Source organism: Micromonospora sp. NBC_00421, assembly GCF_036017915.1.
Lineage (GTDB): Bacteria > Actinomycetota > Actinomycetes > Mycobacteriales > Micromonosporaceae > Micromonospora.
On the sequence record NZ_CP107929.1, the window covers coordinates 2790990 to 2816327 of the forward strand.

Annotated in this window: 19 protein-coding genes; 3 read left to right on the top strand and 16 right to left on the bottom strand. The window is 70.1% G+C overall.

The window, feature by feature from the left end; all coding sequences use genetic code 11:
* Positions 1 to 35 precede the first annotated feature (35 nt).
* The 8 genes from OHQ87_RS12130 to OHQ87_RS12165 are packed head-to-tail and all read right to left on the bottom strand — an operon-like array spanning position 36 to position 8002.
* The gene (locus OHQ87_RS12130) at positions 36 to 1019 is read right to left on the bottom strand and encodes an aldo/keto reductase (RefSeq protein ID WP_328347894.1); all 984 of its coding nucleotides are present in this window, start codon (positions 1017 to 1019) and stop codon (positions 36 to 38) included.
* Entirely contained in the window at positions 1016 to 1888 is an 873-nt protein-coding gene (locus OHQ87_RS12135) for an amidohydrolase family protein (RefSeq protein WP_328347896.1), read from the bottom strand. Before OHQ87_RS12135 ends, OHQ87_RS12130 begins: the two co-directional genes overlap by 4 nt.
* Positions 1885 to 2646 (bottom strand): SDR family NAD(P)-dependent oxidoreductase, encoded by a 762-nt coding sequence (locus OHQ87_RS12140; protein WP_328347898.1) that lies wholly within the window; start codon positions 2644 to 2646, stop codon positions 1885 to 1887. Before OHQ87_RS12140 ends, OHQ87_RS12135 begins: the two co-directional genes overlap by 4 nt.
* Positions 2643 to 3668, bottom strand: coding sequence for a zinc-dependent alcohol dehydrogenase (locus OHQ87_RS12145; RefSeq protein WP_328347900.1), 1026 nt, complete (start codon positions 3666 to 3668; stop codon positions 2643 to 2645). The genes OHQ87_RS12140 and OHQ87_RS12145 overlap by 4 nt, the downstream gene beginning before the upstream one ends.
* Positions 3669 to 3691: 23 nt before the next feature.
* A complete protein-coding gene (locus OHQ87_RS12150) occupies positions 3692 to 4930 on the bottom strand; it encodes a mandelate racemase/muconate lactonizing enzyme family protein (RefSeq protein WP_328347902.1) in 1239 nt (412 codons plus the stop codon).
* Position 4931: 1 nt separating this feature from the next.
* A complete protein-coding gene (locus tag OHQ87_RS12155) occupies positions 4932 to 5759 on the bottom strand; it encodes a carbohydrate ABC transporter permease (protein WP_328347904.1) in 828 nt (275 codons plus the stop codon).
* Positions 5759 to 6730, bottom strand: coding sequence for a carbohydrate ABC transporter permease (locus tag OHQ87_RS12160; RefSeq protein WP_328347906.1), 972 nt, complete (start codon positions 6728 to 6730; stop codon positions 5759 to 5761). Before OHQ87_RS12160 ends, OHQ87_RS12155 begins: the two co-directional genes overlap by 1 nt.
* A gap of 3 nt (positions 6731 to 6733) precedes the next feature.
* The gene (locus OHQ87_RS12165; protein WP_328347908.1) at positions 6734 to 8002 is read right to left on the bottom strand and encodes an ABC transporter substrate-binding protein; all 1269 of its coding nucleotides are present in this window, start codon (positions 8000 to 8002) and stop codon (positions 6734 to 6736) included.
* A gap of 150 nt (positions 8003 to 8152) precedes the next feature.
* On the opposite strand from OHQ87_RS12165, the gene OHQ87_RS12170 reads away from it, so the two are divergent.
* The 3 genes from OHQ87_RS12170 (at position 8153) to OHQ87_RS12180 (ending at position 13814) form a co-directional block, all read left to right on the top strand.
* A complete protein-coding gene (locus OHQ87_RS12170; protein WP_328347910.1) occupies positions 8153 to 8917 on the top strand; it encodes a FadR/GntR family transcriptional regulator in 765 nt (254 codons plus the stop codon).
* A 586-nt stretch (positions 8918 to 9503) separates the two neighbouring features.
* Positions 9504 to 11321, top strand: a complete 1818-nt coding sequence (locus OHQ87_RS12175; RefSeq protein WP_442930758.1) for a family 43 glycosylhydrolase — start codon at positions 9504 to 9506, stop codon at positions 11319 to 11321.
* Between the two features lie 156 nt (positions 11322 to 11477).
* The gene (locus tag OHQ87_RS12180) at positions 11478 to 13814 is read left to right on the top strand and encodes a beta-L-arabinofuranosidase domain-containing protein (RefSeq protein WP_328347912.1); all 2337 of its coding nucleotides are present in this window, start codon (positions 11478 to 11480) and stop codon (positions 13812 to 13814) included.
* A 127-nt stretch (positions 13815 to 13941) separates the two neighbouring features.
* Here the strand turns inward: OHQ87_RS12180 and OHQ87_RS12185 are convergent, their stop codons facing one another.
* The 8 genes from OHQ87_RS12185 to OHQ87_RS12220 all read right to left on the bottom strand — a co-directional run bounded on the left by OHQ87_RS12185 (position 13942) and on the right by OHQ87_RS12220 (position 25038).
* Complete coding sequence (locus tag OHQ87_RS12185; RefSeq protein WP_328347914.1) at positions 13942 to 16062, bottom strand: family 43 glycosylhydrolase; 2121 nt, start codon at positions 16060 to 16062, stop codon at positions 13942 to 13944.
* Between the two features lie 333 nt (positions 16063 to 16395).
* Entirely contained in the window at positions 16396 to 17646 is a 1251-nt protein-coding gene (gene mmsB / locus OHQ87_RS12190; RefSeq protein WP_328347916.1) for a multiple monosaccharide ABC transporter permease, read from the bottom strand.
* On the bottom strand, positions 17643 to 19181 hold the full coding sequence (mmsA, locus tag OHQ87_RS12195; RefSeq protein WP_328347918.1) for a multiple monosaccharide ABC transporter ATP-binding protein: 1539 nt from the start codon (positions 19179 to 19181) through the stop codon (positions 17643 to 17645). The genes mmsB and mmsA overlap by 4 nt, the downstream gene beginning before the upstream one ends.
* A 91-nt stretch (positions 19182 to 19272) precedes the next feature.
* Positions 19273 to 20415 (bottom strand): multiple monosaccharide ABC transporter substrate-binding protein, encoded by a 1143-nt coding sequence (chvE, locus tag OHQ87_RS12200; protein WP_328347920.1) that lies wholly within the window; start codon positions 20413 to 20415, stop codon positions 19273 to 19275.
* Positions 20416 to 20745: 330 nt separating this feature from the next.
* The gene (locus tag OHQ87_RS12205; RefSeq protein WP_328347921.1) at positions 20746 to 21900 is read right to left on the bottom strand and encodes a serine hydrolase domain-containing protein; all 1155 of its coding nucleotides are present in this window, start codon (positions 21898 to 21900) and stop codon (positions 20746 to 20748) included.
* A 2-nt stretch (positions 21901 to 21902) separates the two neighbouring features.
* Complete coding sequence (locus OHQ87_RS12210; protein WP_328347923.1) at positions 21903 to 22727, bottom strand: carbohydrate ABC transporter permease; 825 nt, start codon at positions 22725 to 22727, stop codon at positions 21903 to 21905.
* Positions 22724 to 23695: a carbohydrate ABC transporter permease gene (locus tag OHQ87_RS12215; RefSeq protein ID WP_328347925.1), complete on the bottom strand. Its 972-nt coding sequence runs from the start codon at positions 23693 to 23695 to the stop codon at positions 22724 to 22726. Before OHQ87_RS12215 ends, OHQ87_RS12210 begins: the two co-directional genes overlap by 4 nt.
* Positions 23692 to 25038 carry an ABC transporter substrate-binding protein gene (locus OHQ87_RS12220; protein ID WP_328347927.1) on the bottom strand — a complete coding sequence of 449 codons (1347 nt, stop codon included), beginning with the start codon at positions 25036 to 25038 and terminating at the stop codon, positions 23692 to 23694. Before OHQ87_RS12220 ends, OHQ87_RS12215 begins: the two co-directional genes overlap by 4 nt.
* Positions 25039 to 25338: the final 300 nt, after the last annotated feature.

Sequence of the window (25338 nt, forward strand, 5' to 3'; positions counted from 1 at the left end):
GTGGTGGGGGGTGGTGGAACCCGGCCGTGGTGGAATCATGCCGCGACCGGGGTGAGCAGACCGGCTGCCCGCAGGGTCGGCCACAGCGCCGCCGGGACGTCGGCGTTCGCGCGGGCCAGGGTCTGCGCCACCTGCGCGTCGCTGCGCAGGCCGACGACCGTCGAGACGACTGCGGGATGTGACCGGACGAAGGCGAGCGCCGCCTGGGGCAGGGTGACGCCGTACGACTGGCAGACGTCGGCGATCCGCCGGGCCCGCTCGATCAGCTCCGGCGGCGCCTGCTGGTAGTTGTAGGTCGCGTCGGCCGGTGGCCGGTCCCGGGACAGCAGGCCGGAGTTGTAGACCCCGGCGATCACCACGCCGACGCCCCGCTCCTCGGCGGCGGGCAGCAGGTCGGCCAGCGCACCCTGTTCCAGCAGGGTGTACCGGCCGGCGCACATCACCACGTCGACGTCGGTCTCCCGGACGAACCGGGTCAGCAGGTGGGACTGGTTCATGCCGGCGCCGATCGCACCCACCACGCCCTGGTCGCGCAGCTCCACCAGGGCGGGCACCGCCTCGGTGGCGGCCTGCTCCCAGTGGTCGTCGGGGTCGTGCAGGTAGACCACGTCCACCCGGTCCAGGCCGGTGCGTTCCAGGCTGGACTCCAGCGAGCGGAGTACCCCGTCACGGGAGAAGTCCCAGGCCCGCCGGTGGTCCGCGGCCACGTCGAAGCCCTCCGGGTCGCGCCGGTGACCGTCCTGCGGCGACGGTACGAGCAGCCGACCCACCTTCGTCGACACCACGTACTCGTCGCGGGGCCGGGTACGCAGGGCCGCGCCGATCCGCCGCTCGGACAGCCCGAGCCCGTAGTGCGGCGCGGTGTCGTAGTAGCGCAGGCCGCCCTCCCACGCGGTGTCGATCGCGGCGGCGAACTCCTCGTCGGTGGTGGCCCGGTAGAGGTTGCCGCCCTGCGCCCCGCCGAACCCCAGCTCGGTGAGGCGTACCGCCGGTCGACGCGGCAACGCGTGTGCTCTCACGACGCCTCCAGCCGGTACGCCCGCCGGGCGGTGTGCCGCCAGATCGCCGCCCGCTCGTCGGGGCCGAGCGGGTCCAACAACCCCGCCAGGGTGTCGACCCAGCGGTCGTAGGAGCTGGCGAGCAGGCACACCGGCCAGTCGGAGCCGAACATCAACCGGTCCGGACCGAACGCGTCGAGCGCGTGGTCGACGGCCGGTCGGAGGTCGTCAGGGGTCCAGGATGACCGCTGCACCTCGGTGACCAGCCCGGACAGCTTCGCCGTGGTGTTGGTCCAGGCGGCGAGGGCGTGCAGGTCGCGGGCCCAGCCGGCGAGGTCCGGCCCGCCCAGCGCGGGCTTGCCGAGGTGGTCCAGGACGAACCGCACCTCGGGCAGGTCGCGCGCCACCCGGCCGGCCGCACCGAGCTGGTGCTGCCGGACCAGCAGGTCGAAGGCGAGCCCGGCGGCGCCCACCGCCGCGATCCCCCGCCGCACGTCGGCCCGGTCGAGGAACGTCGGGTCGGGCTCGTCCTGGACGGAGTACCGGATGCCGACCAGCAGGTCGCCGCCCCGGGCGGCCCGCAGCCGGGCCAACCGGTCGACGACGTCGTCGGCGGTGACGTCCAGCCACCCGACGACCCCCCGCACCAGGGTGTCGTCGGCGGCGGTGCCGAGCAGGTCCACCGTCTCCGCCTCGGTGGAGTTGGCCTGCACCACCACCGACCCGGCGACCCCGGCGGCGCGGGCCACCCGGGCGAGGTCGGCCGGGGTGAAGTCGGCGTCGATCGCCGCCATGGTGGCCGGGTCGATCCAGGGTTGCGGGTGCCGGGACCGGACCCAGAGGTGGTGGTGGGCGTCGACGATGTCGGAGCGTCCGGACGGCGCGGTCATCGGCCCAACCACCCGCCGTCGACGGGCAGCACGATGCCGTTGACGTAGTCCGACGCCGGTGCGGCCAGGAACACCGTCGCGCCGGCCAGGTCGTCGGCGTCTCCCCACCGGCCGGTCGGGATCCGGGCGAGGATGGCCCGGTCGCGCTCCGGGTCGTCGCGCAGCGCCCGGGTGTTGTCGGTGGCGATGTAGCCCGGGGCGATGGCGTTGACGTTGACCCCGTGTGCCGCCCACTCGTTGGCCAGCGCCTTGGTGAGCCCGGTGAGGCCGGACTTCGAGGCGGCGTAGCCGGGAACGGTGATGCCGCCCTGGAAGCTGAGCAGCGACGCGGTGAAGATGATCTTCCCGCGTCCCCGCTCCACCATTCCCCGGCCGATCTCCCGGCTCAGCACGAACTGGCTGGTCAGGTTCACCTCGATGACGTGGTCCCACATCTCGTCGGGGTGCTCCGCCGCCGGGGCGCGGGCGATGGTGCCGCCGTTGTTGACCAGGATGTCGACCGGGCCGAGGTCGTGCAGGTCCCCGACGAGTCGGCGTACCGCGGCGCGGTCGGCCAGGTCGGCGCGCAGGGCGGTGAAGCGGCGGCCCGCCGCGCGTACCCGTTGCTCCACCTCGCTGCCGGTGGCCTCCAGCTGGGCCGACACGCCGACGATGTCGGCGCCGGCGACGGCCAGCGCCTCGGCCATGGCCAGCCCGATGCCCCGGCGGGCACCGGTCACCACTGCGGTCCGGCCGGACAGGTCGAACAGGCCGCTCATCGGTCCGCCTCCCGCAGGTCGAGCAGCACCTTCATCACGCCGCCGCCCTCCAGGGCGGTGAAGGCGGACGCCGCCTCGTCCACCGGCACCACCCGGGAGATGAGCTGCCGGGCCGGGATCGCCCCGGAGGCGACCAGCCGGACCGCCTCCACCATGTCCTCGCGCTGGTAGAGCCGGGCGCCGAGCAGTTCCAGTTCGCGCCAGAAGACCCGGTGCAGGTTCACCGGTCGGGGCTGCGGATGGATCGCCACCATGACCAGCCGGCCCCGGGTGGTCAGCACGTCGACGGCGGTGCCGACACCGGCGGCGGAGCCGGAGACCTCGAAGGCCACGTCAGCCCCCGCACCGTCGGTGCGCTCGTTCACCAAGGCCACCACGTCGGTGTCCTTCGGGTCCACGGCGTCGATGCCGACAGCGGTGGCCACCGACCGGCGGAACGGGTCCGGCTCGACCAGCAGGACCCGCGCGCCACGCTGCCGGGCGACGGTGGCGATGAGCACGCCGACCGGCCCGCCACCGACCACGACGACCTGGTCGGCGTCGGTCACCCGGCCCCGACGTACGTCGTGCACGGCGACCGCGACCGGTTCCACCAGGGCGGCCTCGTCGAGGGGCAGCTCGGCGGGGAGCGGCACCACCAGGTCGGCCGGGACCGTCCAGGAGGACTGCATGGCACCCGGGGAGTCCACGCCGAGGAAGTTCATCGCGTGGCAGATGTGCGAGTCGCCGCGCCGGCAGGCGGCGCACCGGCCGCAGAAGCGGGTGGGCATCACGGTGACCGGCTGACCCACGGCGTGGTCGGTGACGCCCGCGCCGACCTCGGCGACCCGCCCGGACATCTCGTGCCCGATCACCGCCGACGCGCCCACCCGGGCGTCCATGTCGCCGTGGTAGACGTGCAGGTCGGTGCCGCAGATCCCGGTGTAGGCCACCGCGATCCGCAGCTGGCCGGGCCCGGGCGGCTCCGGAGCGCGCCGCTCGACCTCCAGGTGCCGCGCGCTTCGGTAGACCACTGCCTTCATGCGTACTCCCTCGGGGGTCGGAGTCAGTGCCGGACGGCGTTCGGAAGTCCGTCGTGGTGGTGCGCGGAGGCACCGGGCAGCGGGGCGACGTACCGTCCCGGCCCGGCGGGCGCCTGGTCGGGCACCGCCAGCAACCGGCGGCCGGCACGTTCCGGCCGTACGTTGGGGCCCTCGGGGGTCGGCACGTCCGTGCGACGCGGATAGCTCCGGATCTCCTCCTCGGCGAGCGTGACACCCAGCCCCGGTGCGTCGCCGAGGACGAACGCGCCGTCCTCGACGTGCAGGTCCCGGGTGAGCCCGACCGGTGGCTGGAGGTCCTGTAGCTCGCTGACCAGGTGGTTCGGCACCGACGTGGCGGCGTGCAGCAGCCCGACCGGGCTGTTGCCGATCGGGCTGACCGGCAGGTCGTAGGCGTGCGCCAGGGCGGCCACCCGCAGGAAGTGGGTCACCCCCCACACCGCGGCCATCTGTACGACGTCGACCGCCGCCGAGGCGATCAGTGGCCGGTACTGTTCGAGGCCGGTGAGGTTCTCCCCGGTGGCGACCGAGGCCCGGATTCCGCGCCCGACCACGGCCAGGCCCTCGGCGTCCCACCGGCGGACGGGTTCCTCGATCCAGACGAGGTCCAGGGTGCGTTCCAGCTCGCAGACGTGCCGGACGGCCTGCTTGCGGGTCCAGGCCTCGTTCACGTCGAGCATCAGGCCGGGCCGCTGTCCCCGCCCGGCCTCGGTCAACACGTCCCGGACCAGGTGCAGCCGGTGCCGGTCCCGCTCGATGTCGAGGCCGCCCTTGAGCTTCGCGGCCCGCAGCCCGTGCCGGGCGTAGACCGCGTAGGCCGCGGCGAGTTCGTCGTCGTCCAGGCCGATGTCCAGGCCGGACGCGTACGCGGGCACCCGCCGGTCGCGTCCGCCGAGCAGCCGCCAGAGCGGCTGACCCGCCGCCTGGGCCTTGATGTCCCACAGCGCGGTGTCCAGCGCCCCGATGGTGCCGAACACCGATCCGGCGTGGCCCGCCTTGAAGGTCTGCCGCAGCATCCGGTCGTAGAGGGTGGTCACGGCGCGGGGGTCCTCGCCGTCGATCGCCGCGAAGATCCGTTCGACGTCCGCGTACGGGCCGAGGCCGACCCCGGTGATGCCCTCGTCGGTCTCGACCACGATGATCGGCACCGTGGTCACCCCGTCGGTGAAGACGCCGTTGGCGTCGCCGACGGGACGCCCCCACTCCTGGACGGTGGTCAGGGTCCGGTATCCGGTGATCCGCATGTCAGCCCTTCGTGGCGCCGGCGGCGACACCGTCGGCGATCTGGCGCTGGAGGAAGAGGTAGATCACCAGCACGGGTATCGCGGCGATCAGCACCCCCGAGGCGAAGGTGGGGATGTCGTCGGAGTACTGCCCCCGTAGCGAGGTCACCCCGACCATCAGGGTGCGATGGTCGGCCGAGGGCATCAGCAGCAACGAGATCAGCACGTCGTTCCAGCAGAACAGGGCGTTGAGGATGCCGACCGACAGCAGCGCCGGGGTGCCCAGCGGCAGCATGATCCGTCGGTAGACGCCGTAGACGTCGTTGCCGTCGATCCGGGCGGCGTCGATGATCTCGGTCGGGATGGTCTTGTAGTAGCTGGTCATCAGGAAGATCGTGAACGGCAGGAACTGCGCCACGTAGGCGAGGACGAGCCCGGGGTAGGTGTCGACCAGGCCGGTGTCCCCCATGATCCGGGCCAGCGGCACCATGATCACCTGGAACGGGACGAAGAGCGCCGCGAGGCAGCACAGGAAGAGCACCGACGAGCCCCGGAAGCGCAACTGGCTCAGCGCGAAGCCGGCCATCGACCCGAACAGCAGCAGCAGGACGACCGAGACCGCCACCACGACCGTCGAGTTGACCAGGTACCGGGCCATCCCCACGCTGTTCCACGCGGTGGCGATGTTCTCCCAGTGCAGGGCGTCCGCCAGCGAGAACCGGTCGAGAATGTAGTCACGCCTGGTCTTCATCGCCACGTTGACGGTGAAGACCAGCGGGTAGACGGTCGCCAGGGCCAGCACGGCCATCGGGACGGCGACCAGCCACCGGCCCCACCGGACGTGGGACATCACGCCTCCCTCACCGCCCGCCGGAGCAGGCTGATCTGCAACAGCCCCACCACGAGCATGATGAGGAAGAGCACCGTCGAGGCGGCCGAGGCGAGCGCGGGACGGTTCAGCTGTCCCTGCTGGAACCAGATGTAGTACTCCGGCAGGTAGGTCGAGCCTTCCGGGCCGCCGCTGGTCATCACGTAGAGCAGGCCGAACATGGAGGTCAGCATCCCGATCATCGTGGTGACGAAGACGAACTGGATGGTCCGGGAGAGACTGGGGACGATCACGTGCCGGATGGTCTGGGGCAGCGACGCGCCGTCCACCCGGGCGGCGTCCAGCAACGAGGCGTCCAGGGTGGCGAAACCGGCGAGGAACACCACGAGCGCCATCCCGAAGGTCGCCCAGATGTGCACCCCGACCACCACGAACATCGCCACGTCCGGGTCGCCGAGCCAGTCCACCGGGCCGAGGCCGACGCCACCGAGCAGGGCGTTGAACGGGCCGTCGAAGGCCAGCAGCAGATTGAAGATCGCGCCGACGATGACCGGGGACAACACGGCGGGAAAGAAGTAGACGCTGCGGTACAGCCGGTGCCCGGGTACCCGCAGGTAGATGAAGGTGGCGAGCAGTCCGGGAATGGCCACCGCCACCGGCAGCAGCAGCACGAGCAGGCCGACGTTACGCAGCGCGCCCCGGAACAGCGGATCCCGGAACAGCTCCAGGTAGTTGTCGAAGCCGACCATCAGCCCGTCGCGGTCGCCGTCGCCGGTGAAGGAGAAGTTGACCCCCAGCAGCAGCGGCCAGAACCGCAGCAGCAGCAGGATCAGCAGGGCCGGGGCCAGCAGCACGTAGGGGGCGAGGCGCTCAGCGCGCCGGCCACCGCGCGGGGCGGCCCGATCACGGGGTACGCGTTGCCGTGGTGGTGTCCCGTCGGTCCGTCCGGCCGGGGCCGGGCGGACCGACGGCATCGCCTCGTCGACCGGCACCGGTCAGCCGGCCTGATCGGAGGCGGCCAACTGCTTCACCGCCTCGTCGACCGAGACCGAACCGCTCAGCAGTTGCTGGGAGAGTCGGCCCATCAGGTCCAGGGTCTTCGAGGAGAGCGCCACGTGCAGGGCGGGCTTGCCGGTCTTGAGGTCGGCGACGATGGTGGTCACCGCCGGCCCGCCCTGCGACACGTCGATGGTGGTGTCGGCGGCGATCGCGCCGGCATCGGCGTAGAAGGACTTCAGCGCGTCGGTCGAGGTCAGCGAACGCACCAGGTCGGCGGCGACCTTGGGGTCCTTGGTCCACTTGGCGACCCCGTAGCCGATGCCGCCGTCGAAGGGCAGGTTCGGGACGGCGCCGGGTACGACGACCGGGGCGCGCATCACGCCCAGCTTCTCGGCCGTCACGAACTCGCTGAAGTCCTTCCAGTGGCCCACGTCCGACATCAGCCCGATGACGTGGGCGGCCTTCGCGGACTGGAAGATCGCGAAGGAGTCGTTGAACATCGCCGTCGAGTTCGCCCCGTCGCTGTTCAGCTTGGCGTCCTGGGTCTCCTTCCAGAGCGCGAAGATCCGCTTGACGTGCGGCGAGGTCCAGTCCCGCTTGCCGGCGATCCAGTCGTCCTGCTCCTGCGGGGTGAACACCCCGGTCCCGAAGGCGGAGAGGAAGAACTGGATGCCGAAGCCCTCCTTGTTGCCGAGGGCGAGGCACTTCGCGCCGGTCTGCTTGGTGAGGGTCGCGCAGTTGGCGACGAACTGCGGCCAGGTGGTGGCCGGGTTGGCAGGGTCGAGGCCGGCCTTCTCGTAGAGCGTCCGGTTGTAGTAGATCGGGTGGCCCTGGAGGGTCACCGGGCCGGCGTAGGTCTTGCCGTCCTTGGTGAACGCCTCCCAGCCGGTGAGCCGCTGCCGGTCCTCGGCCAGGTAGTCGTCCAGCGGCAGCAGCGCGTCGGCCCGGTCCCGGATCTGGCCGCCGCCGTTGAACAGCATCACGTCGGGTCCCTTGCCGGCCTGGATCGCCGTGCCGAGCAGGGTGTAGTACTGCTCGAAGGGCTGGGCGACGAACTCGACGGTGACGTCGGGGTGCTTCCTGGCGAAGTCGGCCTTCGCCTTCTGCAGGTAGGCGGCGGCGGTCGGCTCACCGGACTTCCAGTCCCAGACCACCAGTTTTCCCTCGGAACCACCCGGCGAGGAGCGGGATCCGCCGGCGCTCCCGCAGCCGGCCAGCGCCAGCGTCGCCACGAGCACGGCCGACCACACTGTTCGCTGCTTCATCGCTGCCATCCTTCGGCTCCGCCTGCCACACTGATCGGGAGGCATGAATTGACGGAAAGGTAACTCGTATGACGTATGACGTCAACACCAAGACGTAGAATTCGCGGCAGGTAGGTCGTGGCGCGGTCCGCGGGAGTCAGTGGAGGGGACATGACGGCACGAGAGAGCACCCTGAACACGGCGGCACCCCCGACCTGGGCACGACGACCCGCCAACCTCGCCACGGCGGTCACCGCCGAGCTGGTGGAACGCATCGTGCGCGGAAGCCACCCCACAGGCTCCCCGCTGCCCCCCGAACCGGCGCTGTGCGAGGCGTTCTCGGTCAGCCGCACGGTCGTCCGGGAGGCCGTCAAGATCCTTCAGGAGAAGGGTCTGGTGCAGGTCCGACAGGGCAGCGGCACCATCGTCACCCCGCCGTCGATGTGGGACATGCTCGACGAACTCGTCCTCGCGGCGACCATCGCCGAGGACGACGGCCTGACCATCCTCGACGACCTGGTGGCCACCCGTCGGGTGCTGGAGTCCGACATGGCCAACGTCGCCGCCCGGCTGGCCGACCAGGCGACGGTCGACCGGCTGCGCGCGCTGGTCGACCGGATGGACGAACTGGTCGGCGACCAGGTCGCCTACCACGAACACGACCGGGCGTTCCACGACGTGATCATGCAGGCGTCCGGCAACCGGATCGCCCGGGGCGTGGTGCGGTCCCTGGAGAGCCAGGTGGTGAACACCGCCCGCTACATGGGCCGCTCCGAGCGCGCCCTGTGTGTGGCGTCCAACCGGGGGCACCGGCGCATCTACGAACGCATCGCGGCCCGCGACCCGGACGGTGCCGCCGAGGCCATGGTCACCCACATCACCGAGGCCTGGCTGGTCCGCCGCAGCGGCCCGGACACCGCACGGCTGGTGCGCTGACGCCCCGGCCGGCCCCGGTGCAGGGCGGCCGACCCCGGACGGCTCCGCTGTAGGGCGGCCGACCCCGGACCGACCCCGGACCGACCCCGGACCGACCCCGGGAAACATCGATCGTCCGGCACCGATCGCGCGCAGCTGAACCAACGGACGTCAATGGCTTGCCAGTGTTAACGATAACAAGATACCGTCGGCCGCAGAAGCGAAGGGCACGCTTCCCCGCTCCCCGTCGGCACCGGCACCGGTCGGCGGAGCGGAGCAGGCGCGGGAACAGCCGGCAGGACACCTCCGGGCACTTGCGTGGATGCTGCACGCCGCCGGGTCGTCGACCACTCGACTGACCCGGGAGCCCCGGCGAACGTCGTCCACCGCCACCGTGGGGTGCCGACCCGATCGCGCACTGACCACAGTGCCGTCCGACCGGTCAGGGCGCGATCGGGACCGCCACTCCACACCGCGTACCCGCCCGACGGCAGCTCGGACGCACCCGGGCCCATCAGCATCCACGGCCAGGGGTCGGCCGTCCGGTATGCCGCCGGGGCACCGACTCCACCTTCGAGAACACGCATCGCCCACCTGGGAGGTACTGGTGAGACCCGCACTGCCACCACTGACCCGACTGCGGCGCTCCTTCGCCTGGCTCGCGGCCCTGCTCCTGGTCTCGACGCTGCTCCCGGCCAGCGTCGCGAAGGCCGACAACCCGATCGTCCAGCACATCTACACCGCCGACCCGGCTCCGCTGGTGCACGACGGCCGGGTGTACCTCTACACCGGGCACGACGAGGACGGGTCGACGTACTTCACCATGAAGGAGTGGCGGGTCTGGTCCTCCGCCGACATGGTCAACTGGACCGACCACGGCTCACCGCTCAACGTCGGCACCTTCAGCTGGGCGAAGTCGGACGCCTGGGCAGGCCAGGTCATCGCCCGCAACGGCAAGTTCTACTGGTACGTCCCGGTGACCGCGAAGTCGACCAACTCGATGGCCATCGGGGTGGCGGTGGGCGACAGCCCCACCGGCCCGTTCCGCGACGCCATCGGCCGCCCACTGGTGGCCAACGGCGAGATCGACCCGACCGTCATGATCGACGACGACGGGCAGGCATACCTCTACTGGGGCAACCCGAACCTGTGGTACGTCAAGCTGAACACGGACATGATCTCGTACTCCGGCAGCGCCACCAAGATCCCCCTCACCACCGCCGGGTTCGGCACCCGCAACGGCAACGCGAACCGCCCCACCCTCTACGAGGAGGGTCCGTGGGTCTACAAGCGCAACGGCCTCTACTACAACGTCTTCGCCGCCGAGTGCTGCGGTGAGTTCATCGCCTACTCCACGGCCACCGGCCCGACCGGACCGTGGACCTACCGGGGCACCGTCATGCCCAGGCAGGGCGGCAGCTTCACCAACCACCCAGGGGTCATCGACTTCAACGGCGGTTCGTACTTCTTCTACCACAACGGCGCGCTGCCCGGCGGCGGTGGCTACACCCGTTCGGTCGCGGTGGAGAAGTTCTCCTACAACACCAACGGCACCATCCCGACGATCAACATGACCTCCACCGGCGCACCGCAGATCGGCACGCTGAATCCGTACGTGCGGCAGGAGGCCGAGACCATCGCCTGGGGCTCCGGCATCGAGACGGAGGCGTCCAGCGAGGGTGGCATGAACGTCGGATTCATCGAGAACGGCGACTACATCAAGGTCAAGGGGGTCGCCTTCGGCACCGGCGCGACGTCGTTCAACGCCCGGGTGGCCTCGGCCGGCAGCGGCGGCACCATCGAGGTCCGGCTGGACAGCGCCACCGGTACCCGGGTGGCCAGTTGCGCCGTGCCGGTCACCGGCGGCTGGCAGAACTGGCAGACCGTTTCCTGCCCGGTCTCCGGCGCGACAGGTACCCACGACATGTACCTGCGGTTCACCGGCGGCAGCGGCACCCTGTTCAACGTCAACTGGTGGCAGTTCAACAGTGGCACCAATCCGACGCCCACCCCGACCGCGACGCCCACCCCGACGCCCACCGCTACCCCCACCCCCACCCCGACGACCCCGACCCCGACGACCCCGGCTCCGACCACGCCGGCTCCGACGACGCCCGGCGACCGCTCCTGCGCGGTCACCAACACCGTGGTCAACACCTGGCAGGGTGGCTTCGAGGGGAAGTTGACCATCACCAACGGGTCCGTCCCGGTCACCGGCTGGCGGGTGAACTTCACCTTCCCCAGTGGGCAGACGGTGTCCCAGGCCTGGAACGGCACCCTGAGCCAGCAGGGCAACCAGGTGACCGTCACCAACGCCAGCTACAACGGACAGCTCGCGGCGGGGGCGTCCACCACCGTGGGCTACATCAGCTCGACCACCGGCAGCAACCAACCACCGACCAACCTGACCTGCACGCCGGCCTGACCTGCACGCCGGTCTGACCGGCCCGACCGGCAGCACCACCCTGGCGGTCCGCTCCCGCCCCACCGGGGGCGGACCGCCAGTACCACACCACCCAGTCCCGCACGACACGTCCCCGGACGGGCGTCCGCCCCTGGTCCGGTAACGCTGGAGGTCACCATGTCCCCGTCCCTCAACCGACGTCAACTCCTGCAGGCCGCGGGCGCCACCGCGCTCGTCTCCGCCACCGGCGGCACCCTCCTCGGCGCGACGCCGGCCGCCGCAGCGCTGGTGGTCCCCCCAGCCCGGGCGGACCTCGGTGTCGCCGCGTACCCGTTCGAACTGGGTCAGGTCCGGCTGACCGCAGGCCGGCTGCTGGACAACCAGAACCGGACGCTGAGCTACCTGCGGTTCGTCGATGTCGACCGGATGCTCCGCAACTTCCGGGCCAACCACCGGCTCGGCACCAACAACGCCGCCTCCAACGGTGGCTGGGACGCGCCGACGTTCCCGTTCCGCACCCACATGCAGGGGCACTTCCTGACCGCCTGGGCCCAGGCCTACGCGGTGCTGGGCGACACCACCTGCCGGGACAAGGCGAACTACATGGTGGCCGAGCTGGCCAAGTGCCAGGCCAACAACGGCGCCGCCGGGTTCACCGCCGGCTACCTGTCCGGTTTCCCGGAGTCCGACTTCTCGGCGCTGGAGGCCCGGACGCTGTCCAACGGCAACGTCCCCTACTACTGCATCCACAAGACCCTCATCGGGCTGCTCGACGTGTGGCGCTACATCGGCAACACCCAGGCCCGCTCGGTGCTGCTGGCGTTGGCCGGCTGGGTAGACACCCGCACCTCGCGGCTGAGCTACAACCAGATGCAGTCGATGCTCGAGACCGAGTTCGGTGGCATGAACGAGGCGCTTACCGACATCTACCAGTACACCGGCGACGGGCGCTGGCTCACAGTCGCCCAGCGCTTCGACCACGCAGGCGTGTTCAACCCGCTCGCCGCCAACTCCGACCAGCTCAACGGCAAGCACGCCAACACCCAGGTGCCCAAGTGGATCGGCGCGGCGCGGGAGTTCAAGGCGACCGGCACCACCCGGTACCGCGACATCGCCAGCAACGCGTGGAACATGACGGTCAACGCGCACACCTACGTCATCGGCGGCAACAGCCAGGCCGAGCACTTCCGGCCGCCGAACGCGATCGCCGGCTACCTGAGCAACGACACCTGCGAGCACTGCAACACCCACAACATGCTCAAGCTGACCCGGGAGCTGTGGCTGCTCGACCCGAACCGGGTCGCGTACTTCGACTACTACGAGCGCGCCCTGCTCAACCACGTCGTCGGCGCGCAGAACCCGGCCGACGGCCACGGCCACGTCACCTACTTCACCCCGCTCAAGCCGGGTGGACGCCGGGGGGTCGGCCCGGCCTGGGGCGGCGGCACCTTCAGCACCGACTACAACTCGTTCTGGTGCTGTCAGGGCACCGGCATCGAGGCGAACACCAAGCTGATGGACTCGATCTACTTCTACAACGACACCACGCTGACGGTGAACCTGTTCGTGCCGTCGGTGCTGACCTGGTCGCAGCGCGGGATCACGGTCACCCAGAGCACCACCTACCCGGCCAGCGACACCAGCACGCTCACCCTCGACGGCACGATGAGCGGCTCGTGGAGCATCCGGGTCCGGATTCCGGCCTGGGCCACCGGCGCGACGATCGCCGTCAACGGCGAGACGCAGAGCGTCTCCACCAACCCCGGCAGCTACGCCACGGTCACCCGCACCTGGGCGGCCGGCGACACCATCACCGTCCGACTGCCGATGAAGGTCGTCGTGCAGCAGGCCAACGACAACGCCAACGTCGGCGCCCTCACCTACGGCCCGGCGGTGCTGGCCGGCAACTACGGCAACACCGCCCTGAGCGCCCTGCCGTCGCTCAACGTCTCGTCGGTCACCCGGACCAGCACCAGCACGCTGGCGTTCACCGCCACCGCGAACGGGTCCACGGTCAACCTCGGGCCGTTCTACGACGCCCACGGCTTCAACTACACGGTCTACTGGAACACCACCGGCGGCAGCAACGGCGGCGGCAGTTCGCGTCTGGTCAACGTCGGCAGTGGCCTGGTCCTCGGCATCCAGAACATGTCCACCGCCGACGGTGGGCTCGCCCTCCAGTGGGGCGACTCCGGCACCGCCGACCACAACTGGGTGGTGGTGACCGACGGCGACGCGGTCCGGTTCCGCAACGTCAACAGCGGCAAGGTCCTCGGCGTCGAGAACATGTCCACCGCCGACAACGCCCGCGTCCTGCAGTGGGCGGACAACGGCACCGCCGACCACCGCTGGGTCCTGCTGAACCAGGGCGACGGCACCTACAAGATCCGCAACGTCAACAGCGGCAAGTTGCTCGGCATCCTCAACGGCTCGACCGCGCAGGGCGCGCAGGCCGTGCAGGACTCCGACAACGGAAGCGCCGACAACCGGTGGCGGCTGGTCGCCAACCAGTAGGAACCGGCCCGGATCGGCCGCCGGTCCGACCGACACCGCGGCGAGACGGTGTGGGACCGGCGGTCGCAGGAGTGGGGCTGCCCCGATCGGGGCAGCCCCGTTCCGTGTGGGCCGAAGCCCGGGTGGGTCAGGGCGTGCTGAGCGTGAACTGGCGGACCGTGCTGGTGCCACCGAGAGCCTGGGTGGCGTAGTTGAAGATGGCGAACCGGTAGCCCATGAAGAACTGCCAGTTGCTGTCCAGGGTGAGCGCGTTGCCCAACGAGGTGAAGTTGGTGCCGTCGGTGCTGTAGGAGAACCGCGCCTGGCGGCCGGACCCGGGTCGGATGTCGGCGGTGGCCCGCAACCAGATCCTGCCCCCGCTCACCGGGGCGGAGGCGATCTCCGTACCGGTGTTCGTGGTCCGCCAACTGCCGTCCATGGTGAGGTTGTTCGTCATCGACACCCGGGTGGCCCCGTTGTCGCGCCGGACGCCGATCCAGGCCGACGAGTTGCGCAGCATCGCCAACCCGCTCCGGTCGCCGTCGCGCAGTGCCGAGTAGTCGAGTTCGACGGTGGCGGTGGAGGTCGGCCCCTGGATCCGGTGGGTCACCGTGTTCCGGGCGCCGTAGAGGTCGTTGGTCACCGTCGCGGTCTGCAACCGCAGGCCGTTGCTGACCGACCACTTGGTGTTGTCCGGGTTGTGGTTCCACTCCCACTGCGGGCCGAGGGTGCTGCCGCTGAAGGTGTCGGTGCCGGTCAGCGGCTTGACCGGCCGGGTGGGCAGCGGGTTCGGGTACGACGCGCCCCAGCCGCCGTTGACCGTCTGGATCTGCGGCCAGCCGTCGGCGGTCCAGGTGATCGGGGCCAGCGCGGGCACCCGCCCACCGGGGTAGGCGTCGACGAAGGACATGTAGTACCACTGCCCGGCGGCGGTCTGCACCAGGCCGCCCTGGTGCGGCACGCCGCCACCGGAGATCGGACCGGGCATGTTGAGCAGCACCTGACGCATCTCGTACGGGCCGAACGGGCTCGACGACTTCAGGATGTACTGCCCGTTGGCGGGCCGGGTGAGGAAGATGTAGTAGCTGCCGTTGCGCTTGTAGAACCGGGCCCCCTCCAGGGTGCCCACGCTCGACGGGGTGGAGAACACCTGCTGGCTGCGGACCTCGCTCTTGCCGTCCGCGGACAGCTGCGCCACGCTGATCTGGGTGTTGCCGTAGGCGACGTACATGGTGTCGTTGTCGTCCACCAGCATGCCGGCGTCGTAGTAGCACTTGTTGATGGTGGAGTGCTGGTTCCAGGCCCCGTCGACCGCGGCGGCGGTGTAGATGTAGGTCTTGGCGAAGTCGATGCAGCCGGCCCAGTAGTAGGTGCGGTTGCTCGGGCGGTAGTTCAGCGTCGACGCCCAGATCCCGTTGACGTACGCCCGGCCGCCTGACATGTCGTACTTCGCGCCGAAGTCCAGCTTGGGCACCGAGTGCCCGGCGAACTCCCAGTTCACCAGGTCGTACGAGCGCAGGATCGGGGCGCCCGGCGAGTAGTGCATGGTCGAGGCGGACATGTAGAACGCGTCGCCGACCCGGATGATGTCGACGTCGGCGAAGTCCTGCCACACGACCGGGTTGGTGAACGAGCCGCTCGCGGGCGGCGTGGTCGGGGTGGCGGTCGGGGTGGCGGTGGGCGTGGGGGTGGTGCCGCCGTCGACGCGGACGAGCTGCCACTGCTGGTTGGTGCCGCCCCAGTCGCCGTACTGGACGATGTTCCCGCCGTCGGCGGTGGAGGCGTTCTGCACCTCTACCGCCTTGCCGCTGTTGCGGTTGAGCAACCGGACGTAGCCGTCGGCCGAGTCGGCCAACCGGAACTGCTGGTTGGTGCCGTTACCGTCGGTCCACTGCACGATCGCCGCGCCGTCGGCGGTGGAGAGGTTGGAGACGTCGAGGACCTTGCCCGAGTGTCGTGCCTTCAACCGGTAGTAGCCCCCGCCGGAGTCGACGAACTGCCACTGCTGGTTGGTGCCGTCACCGCGCGTCCACTGGGTGATCCGCGCGCCGTCGTTGGTGGCCCGGTTGTACACGTCCAACGCCTTGCCGCTGTTGCGGTTCACCAACACGTACCAGGCGTTGGTGTCCACCGTCGCCGCGGCGGCCCCGGTCGCCTCGACCACGACGAGCCCACCGCCGACCAGCAGCGTCAACAGGGCGGCGACGGCCCGCGACCACCAGCCGCGTCGCCGCCGTCCCACGATCGGGACCTCACCCATGGCTACCATGACCCTCCTTCACGAACGGGCGATCGACGGTGGCCCGGAACAGCCCGGGCCCGTCGTCGCATTGTTCGAAGCCCGCCGATGTCAACGTTCACACGGCGGCGCGTCCGCGATGGCGCGCGACGCGGGCAGCGGACGGTCGAGGATGCCGACCAGCCACTGCGGGAACGGCTTCGACTATCCATAGACTGTGAGCGATAACATGATGCTCGTCAAGCCGAAACATCGACGACACGGTCTATGGACAGAAGCCGGCACCCCGCGACGCCGTCGGTGAACCGACGCGTCACGGGGTGCCTGGCCCGGGAACCGGGGTGCGGTCGAGCGCCGCAGCCGTCAGCGGGAGGAGCCGGCGCGGCGCTTGTTGTAGACGTCGAAGGCCACCGCGACGAGCAGCACAAGGCCCTTCACCACGGACTGGATCGACTGGTCGACGCCCATCAGCTGCATGCCGTTGCTCATCACCGCCATGATCAGACCACCGACCACCGCTCCCACCACGGTGCCGACCCCACCGGTGACCGCCGCGCCGCCGATGAACGCGGCGGCGATCGCGTCGAGCTCGAACATGTTGCCGGCGGCGGGCTGGGCGCCGTTGGAGCGCGAGGAGTAGATCACCCCGGCCACCGCCGCCAGGAAGCCCATGTTGACGAACATCCAGAAGTTGACCGTCCGCACCTTGACCCCGGAGAGGGTCGCCGCCGAGAGGTTACCGCCGATCGCGTAGACCTGCCGGCCGAAGACCGTACGCCGGGTGAGCAGGCCGTAGACCAGCACCAGCGCGGCCAGGATGATCAGCACGATCGGCAGGCCCCGGGCGTGCGCCAACTGCCAGGCGAAGTACATGATGACCGCGCCCACCAGCACCACCCGGGCGACGAACAGCGGGAACGACTCCACCGGCTGCTGGTAGCGGATCCGGGCCACCCGGGTCCGGAAACCGCTCACCGCGTACCCGGCCACCGCGACGACGCCGATCAGCAGGGTGAAGGCGTCGAAACCGTCCCCGCCGAGCAGCCCGTTGAGGAAACCGGCCGCGACCTGCTGGTAGTCGGCGGGGAACGGGGAGAGCGAGATGTTGTCGAGCACCCGCAGGGTCAGGCCGCGGAACAGCAGCATGCCGGCGAGCGTCACGATGAAGGCCGGGATGCCGGCGTACGCCACCCAGAAGCCGTGCCACGCGCCGACCGCGACGCCCACCGCCACCGCGGCCAGGACGCCGACCCACCACGGGAAGCCCTCCCGGATGACCAGCACGGCGGAGACCGCCCCGGTGAGGGCGACCACCGAGCCCACCGACAGGTCGATGTGCCCGCCGATGATGATGATCACCATGCCGATCGCCAGCACCAGGATGTAGGAGTACTGGAGGACGATGTTGGTGATGTTGCCGGGGCTCAGCGACACCCCGTCGGTGAGCACGGCGAAGAACCCGACGATGACGACGAGTGCGACGTAGATGCCGCTCTGCCGCAGGTTGTTCATGATCAGCGCGCGCAGGTCGCTGGTGCCGGCGTGCAGGGCGACGCCCGGGCTCTTGTCGGCCGGCGGCGGGGACGGCGGCGATGAGGTCTTGACGCTGGTCATCCCACGCGCTCCTTGTCCTTCGTCATCAGATCCATGAGGTTCTCCTGGGTCGCCTCGGCCACCGGCACCTGGCCGGTGATCCGGCCGGCGGCGAGGGTGTAGATGCGGTCGCACATGCCGAGCAGCTCCGGCAGCTCCGAGGAGATCAGGATCACCGCCTTGCCCTCGGCGACGAGCCGGTTGACGATCGTGTAGATCTCGAACTTCGCGCCGACGTCGATCCCCCGGGTCGGCTCGTCGAGGATCAGCACGTCCGGGTTGGTGAACAGCCACTTCGACAGCACGACCTTCTGCTGGTTGCCGCCGGAGAGCTTGCCCACCACGGCCATCACGCTCGTCGTCTTGATGTTCATCTCGCGCCGGCTCTGCTCGGCGACCTTGATCTCCTCGTTGCCGTTGACCCAGCCGAGGCGGGCGAGCCGGCCCAGCGCGGCGGCGGAGACGTTGCGCCGTACGTCGTCGATGAGGTTGAGGCCGAACCGCTTGCGGTCCTCGGTGACGTAGGCGATGCCGTGCTCGATGGCCTCCGCGACGGTGCGCGCCCGGACCTCCCGGCCACGGACGAACAGCCGGCCCCGGATGTCCCGGCCGTACGACCGGCCGAAGACGCTCATCGCCAACTCGGTCCGCCCGGCGCCCATCAGCCCGGCGATGCCGACCACCTCACCGGCGCGGACGTCCAGGCTTGCGCCGTCGACGACGAGCCGGTCCTGGGTGGGGTGCCGCACGCTCCAGTTCTCGATGCGCAGCACCTCCTCCCCGGGCGACGAGACCCGGTCGGGGTAGAAGCTGTCCAGGTCGCGACCGACCATCCCCCGGATGATCCGCTCCTGGGTGACCTCCCCGGAGGCCAGGGAGAGCGTCTCGACGGTACGCCCGTCCCGGATGACAGTGGTCGAGTCGGCGATCGCGGTGACCTCGTTGAGCTTGTGCGAGATCAGGATGCAGGTGATGCCCTGGTCCCGCAGCCGGCGCAGCAGGTCGAGCAGGTGCGCCGAGTCGATGTCGTTGAGCGCGGCGGTCGGCTCGTCCAGGATGAGCAGCCGGACCTTCTTGGACAACGCCTTGGCGATCTCGACCAGCTGCTGTTTGCCGACGCCGAGTTGGATGACCGGGGTTACCGGGTTCTCGTGCAGGCCCACCGAGGCCAGCAGCTCGGCGGCCTCGGCATTGGCCCGGTTCCAGTCGATCAGGCCGCCCGGCCCGCGCCGCTCGTTGCCGAGGAAGATGTTCTCGGCGATCGAGAGGTGCGGCACCAGGGCGAGTTCCTGGTGGATGATGACGACGCCGTGGGACTCGCTGTCGCGGATGCCCCGGAAGTGCACCGGCTTGCCGTCCAGCACGATCTCGCCGTCGTACGAGCCGGTCGGGTGCACCCCGGAGAGCACCTTCATCAGGGTGGACTTGCCGGCGCCGTTCTCGCCGCAGATGGCGTGGATCTCCCCCCGGCGCACCGCGAGGGAGACGTCCGCCAGCGCGGTCACCCCGGGGAAGGTCTTCGTGATGCGTCGCATCTCGAGGATGGTGTCGTCCATGGTCAGCGTCCTGATCGTCGAAGCCTGCGGCGGGCTTGCGATGCGTCGGGCGCGGCGGCGGTCGTGCACCGCCGCGCCCGACGCATCGGCCTTACTTCTTGGCCTGACCGGCGGCGACCTCTTCGGCCGACCAGTAACCGGAGTCGATCACCACCTTCTGGATGTCGTCCTTGAAGACGGTCTCGATCGGCAGCAGGTACGCCGGAACGACCTTGATCTTGTTGTTGTAGGTCTTGGTGTCGTTGGCCTCGGGCTGCTTGTCCTTGAGGAACGCCTCGGCCGCGATGACGGCCTGCTCGGCGAGGAGCCGGGTGTCCTTGAAGACGGTGGAGCTCTGCACCCCGTCGTTGATCAGCTTGATCGAGGCGATCTCGGCGTCCTGGCCGGTCACCACGGGCAGCTTCTTCGCGCCCTTGCCGTAGCCGGCGTTCTGCAGGGCGGTGATGATGCCCCGGGAGATCCCGTCGTACGGCGACAGCACCCCGTTGACCACCGTGCCGTCGTTGTAGGTGGAGGTGAGCAGGTTCTCCATCCGCTGCTGCGCGGTCTCCTGCTGCCAGCGCAGGATCGCCGCCTGCTCGATCCGGGTCTGACCGGACTTCACCTTCAGCGTGCCGCTCTCGATGAACGGCTTGAGGGTGTCCATCGCCCCGCCGAAGAAGTACTGGGTGTTGTTGTCGTCGAGCGAGCCGGCGAACAGTTCGACGTTGAACGGGCCGGTCGCGGTGCCCTTCGCGCCGTCCTTGGTCTGCAGGCCGAGCCCGACCAGCAGGGCGGTCGCCTGGGCCACCCCGACCTTGTAGTTGTCGAAGCTGACGTAGAAGTCGACGTTCTTGTTGCCCAGGAGCAGCCGGTCGTACGAGATGACCGGGATCTTCGCGGTGGCGGCGGCGTCCAGCTGGCCGCTGAGCGCGGTGCCGTCGATGGCCGCGATGATGAGGACGTCCGCGCCCTGCGTGATCATCTGGTCGACCTGCTGGGACTGGGTGGGGATGTCGTCACCGGCGTACTGGAGGTCGACCTTGTAGCCCTTGGCCTCCAGCTTCTCCTTCACCGCCTTGCCGTCGGCGATCCACCGCTCCGAGGTCTGCGTCGGCATGGAGACGCCGATGGTCAGGTCGGCGGGCTTCTTGTCGCTGGTGTCACCGCTGCTGCCCGCTCCCCCGCCACTGCACGCGGCCAGGCTGAACGCCAATGCCGCGCCGCCGAGCGCGACCAGGAATTTCCTGCGCACAGGTTTCTCCTCTCCGGAACTCCCGCCGACTGCGGGGACCACCTGTCACCTTTCGGGGTAGTGTTAGCGCTCACATCGCCCCCGTCAACACCCCCTCGGAAATCCGGACGTCACGGTCTCGTAACGGGCGTCTCCGACTTGTCCGCCCACCGGCTCCGCGCCGAGCGGGCCGACGCGGGGCGGTTTCCGTGGCGGCCACGTCGCTTCCGACCCGCCCACCTCCCCCGGGGCGCAGGCCGGGCGACTGGCGTGCCCCCGCGGCCGGTACGTCGTACGCCCCGGGCATCCGATGATCGGACACCCGGGGCGCGACGCGTCGGACCCGGCCGGTCAGTCGTCCAGGCAGGAGCGTAGGGCGGCGGTCAGCAGGTTGGCGCGCTCGTCGCCCATGCCCCGCATCTGGTTCACCACGTAACCGAAACCGACCTGGTGGGCGTCGTCGCCGAAGGCGAGGTTGCCGCCCGCGCCGTCGTGTCCGAAGCTGCGCTCGCCGAGCAGCGGCCGGGCCGGTGGGGAGTGCAGCAGGAAGCCGCTGCCCCAGCGCTGGCCGGTGTCCGGCGGGCCGTGCCGTTGCTGCCCCCGGGACCGCACCACAGTCGCGTCGTCCACCGACGCGGTGTCGAGCACGGGCGGCCCCGCCACCGGCGACACGCAGGCCGCGTAGAGGCGGGCCAGGCCGTCGGCCGTGCTCACCGCGCCCGCGCCCGGGATGCCGGCGGCCCGGATGGCCGGATCGTTGAAGCTGACCAGGCCGGCGTCGTCGGCGGGGAACGCGAACGCGCCTCCCATGGTGATCCCCCGGTCGGCCACCGGGTCGACGAACGGCTCCGGGTCGGGCGGCGGGGCGATGTTCCAGGCGACCGAGTCGCGTTCGACGGCCGGCAGGCCGAGCCAGGTCCGCAGACCCAGCGGCGTCGCCAGGGCGTCCTGGAAGAACGCGCCGGGCAACTGGCCGGTGATCCGGTGGATCACCTCACCGATCAGCCAGCCGTACGTCATCGCGTGGTAGCTGTGCGCCGTACCCGGGCGCCAGAGCGGGGCCTGCGCCTCGATCGCCTTGATCACCGGATCCCAGGCGAGCACCTCGTCGAGGGTCAGCGGGCGGTCGAGCGCGGGCAGGCCGGACTGGTGGGTGAGCAGCCAACGCACCGGGATGTCTTCCTTGCCGTGCTGGCCGAACTCGGGCCAGTAACGGGTGACCGGCGCGTCCAGGTCGAGCCGGCCCTGCTGCACCAGCAGGTAGGCGCAGATCGCCAGGATGCCCTTGGTGCAGGAGAAGACGGTGACCGGGGTGTGCGCCGTCCAGGGCCTGCCGGTGCGGGGGTCGGCCGTCCCGCCGTGCAGGTCGACGACCCGACGCCCCCGCAGGTAGACGGTGACCGCTGCGCCGACCTCCCCCCGGGTGGTGAAGTTGTCGCGGAAGACGTCGGCCACCCGCCCGAAGCGTTCGTCGGCGTCGCCGTGGATCTGCGGCTGCGTGGCCACTGCTATCCCTTCAGTGAGCCCTGGATCAGGGCCTTGATGAACTGACGCTGGAAGATCAGGAAGACGATCAGGGTCGGGGTGAGGATCAGCAGCGATCCGGCGCACAGCAGCACCAGGTCGGTGCCCCACTGACCCTGGAACGCGCCGAGCGCGCCCGCCATCGTGCGCTTGGCCGGGTCGTCGACCAGGACGATGGCCAGCAGGAACTGGTTCCACGTCCAGAGGAACATCAGGATGGTCAGCGACGCGATGGCCGGTCGGGCGAGCGGCACCTGGACCCGCCAGAAGAGCTGCCAGGTGGTGCTGCCGTCCACCCGGGCCGCCTCGGACAGCTCCACCGGCACGTTGCTGAAGTGCGCCCGCATCCAGAACACCGCGAACGGCATGTAGAGGCCGATCAGCGGCAGGATGATCGCCCACCTGGTGTTGAGCAGACCGAGATCCTGCATCTGGTAGTAGAGCGGGGTGACCACCGCCTCGAACGGCAGGGTCAGCCCGAGCAGCAGCAGACCGAACACGATCCGGCCACCCGGGACCCGCAGCTGGCCCAGCCCGAACCCGGCCATGGTGGCGATCAGCACCGAGACCGGCACCACGCCGGCCACGATGAGCAGGCTGGAACGCAGCAGCGCGCCCATGTTCGCCACCGTGAAGGCGTCGGCGAAGTTGCCCCACTGCGGGTCCGACGGCCAGGCCAGGCCGCTGGGCACGGTGCCGCGCGGTTGCAGCGCCGCGGAGAGCATGCTGACGAACGGCAGCAGGGTGACCAGGATCAGGACGATCAGGAAGACCCGGCCGGTCAGGTTCTCACGCCGGCTGAGGTTCATGACTTGTCCCCTCGGGTCAGTCGCTGGATCGGCAGCACGCAGACCAGCACCAGCAGCATCAGCACGACGGCCAGCGCCGAGGCGAGCCCGACCTGCCGCTGCGAGAAGGCCAGCCGGTAGATCTCCAGGCCCGGCACGGTGGTCTGCAGGCCGGGGCCGCCGCTTGTCGAGATGTAGACGATGTCGAAGCTGGCCAGGGCGGCGATGATGGTCACCGTCAGGCAGACGCCGATCTCCTGGCGGAGGCTGGGCAGGGTGACGGCGAAGAACTCCCGGACCGGGCCGGCACCGTCGAGGCGGGCCGCCTCGTACAGCGCCGGGTCGATCTTGCTCATCCCGGTGACCAGCAGGATCGTGCAGAGGCCGAGCAGGACCCAGGCGCCGATGACGCCGACGGCGGGCAGCGCGGTGTCGAAGTCACCGAGCCACGCGCGGGCCACCCCGCCCAGACCGACCGCGCGGAGCACCTGGTTGATCAGACCGTTGGTCGACAGCAGCCAGCTCCACGCGATGCCCGCCGCCACCAGGGGGATGACCTGGGGCAGGAACAGCACCGTCCGGACGACTGTGCCGAACGCGCCGGTGGTGATCCGGCGGACCAGGCTGGCCACCAGCAGGCCGAGCGCGACCGGGACGAAGCTGAAGAAGACGATCAGGACGAGCGCGTTACCGATGATCTTCAGCAGGTCACTGTCGGTGAAGACGGTGAGGTAGTTGTCAAGTCCCGCCCAGCGGGCCACCCCGATGCCGTTCCAGTCGTAGAACGAGTACTGGATGGTCAGCACGAGCGGACGCAGGACGAAGATCGCGTACATCACCACGGCGGGCAGGACGAAGAGCCAGCCCGTCCCGCCCGCGCGGGCCCACCGGAGTCGGTGGGCCCGCGCGGCGGACGGGTGGGTGGGACGATCCGGCGACGGTCGCGCGCCATCCCGCCCGGCCGGTGCGCTGCCGAGGGCAGACGTCATCGGGACAGTTCCTTCGCGTACTCGGCCTGGACCGCCTTCACGTACCCCTCGGGCGTCTGCTGACCGGCGATCAGCTTCTGCATCTCCGGCGTGATCGCGGCGGCGAAGATGCCACCTGTGGCGTTCGCGGTGAAGTCCACCGCGCCGTTCTCCTCGCCGAGCTGCTGCGACGCCTTGAGCGTCTCGGCCAGCACGGTGTTCGGCGCGGCGGTCGGCACGGCCAGGTCACTCGGGCCACCGGGGCTGGACCCGCCGAGCTTGACGGTGATCTCCCGGGCGGTGGCGTTGGTGTGCGCCCAGTTCAGGAAGAACGCGGCGGCGTCGGGGTTCTTGGCCTTGGCGCCGATGCCGAAGGTGTTCGGGGCGGACATCGCCACGTGCTTGCCACCTGCCGACTCGGTCGGGAACAGGAAGAAGCCCACGTTGCCGGGCATCGACTTGTCGAGGTTGGCCGACTCCCAGTCGCCGTTGAACATGAACAGCCCGTTGTTCTTCTGGAACTCGCCCACCATGCTGGCGTAGTCCAGCGCGTTGGCGTCCTTCGGGAAGTAGCCGGCCTGGGCCCACTTCTGGATGGTCTGGGTGGCCTTGAGCGCGGCCGGGGTGTCGAACGTCGCGCCCGGCTTCTGGAAGATCCAGTCGGCCACCTGGGCCGGGTCACCGAACTGGTTCTGCAACGCCTGGTGCGGGAAGTTGATGCCCGCGGTGTTCTTGTTGAACTGCATGATCGGCTGGACCCCGGCGGTCTTGGCCTTGGCCAGGAGCTGCTCGAACTCGGCGATGGTGGCCGGCGGCTGGGTCATGCCGACCTGCTCGGCCAGCTTCTTGTTGTAGAACACCCCGGTCACGCTGTAGCCGAGGCCCATCCCCCACAGCGAGCCGGTGCCCCGGGTGGTGCCGCCGTCGCCGACCCGCAGCTGCACCAGCTGGGAGGCGGGGAACTTGTCCCAGCCGTACGCGTCGAAGTAGGGGTCGAGGTTCTTGAGCAGGTCGTCCTTGACCAGGTCGACCATGGTGGGGAGCCGGATGATGTCGGGCGAGTTGTCCGAGGCCATCACCCGGGGCGCGTTCTCCACGATGACCGTGAACTGGTCCTCGCGGATGTTGAACTTGACGTTCGGGTGCTGCTTGGTGAACTCGTCGGCCAGCGCTTTGGCCAGCGGGAAGCCGGTCTCGGCGTACATCTCCAGGGTGATCGGGTCGGTGCCGAGGTCGGTGCTGACGGCGGCGTCGGACCCGGTGCGCGGCGACTCGTCCGCCCCGGGTGCGCTACACGCCGTCGCCGCCAGCCCCAGCGCCAGCACGGGGGCCAGGAGCGCCGTCCGGCGGGGGAACTTTGTCAATGATGTAGCCAACTGAGGACTCCTTGACTCTTCCGCGCGTGCCCGACCGCGGTTCCTGCCGGCCCGTCAGACCGTCACGGTGGGTAACCAGCCACAACAGTACGTCGGGACCGGCGTGCCGCCGAAGCACGCGATGCCGCCACCCATGGCTGCGCCAGGAGGACGACCGAGGGTGCCGCCCGACCTGCCAGAAGTAGCCGCTAAACTGATTTAGCAGAGCATGCGCGCGGCGGCTTGAGCTGTCAAGGACAAAATTGCAACGGTCCGGAAACGTCTGGTTCACGCTCGACACCCGGTCCG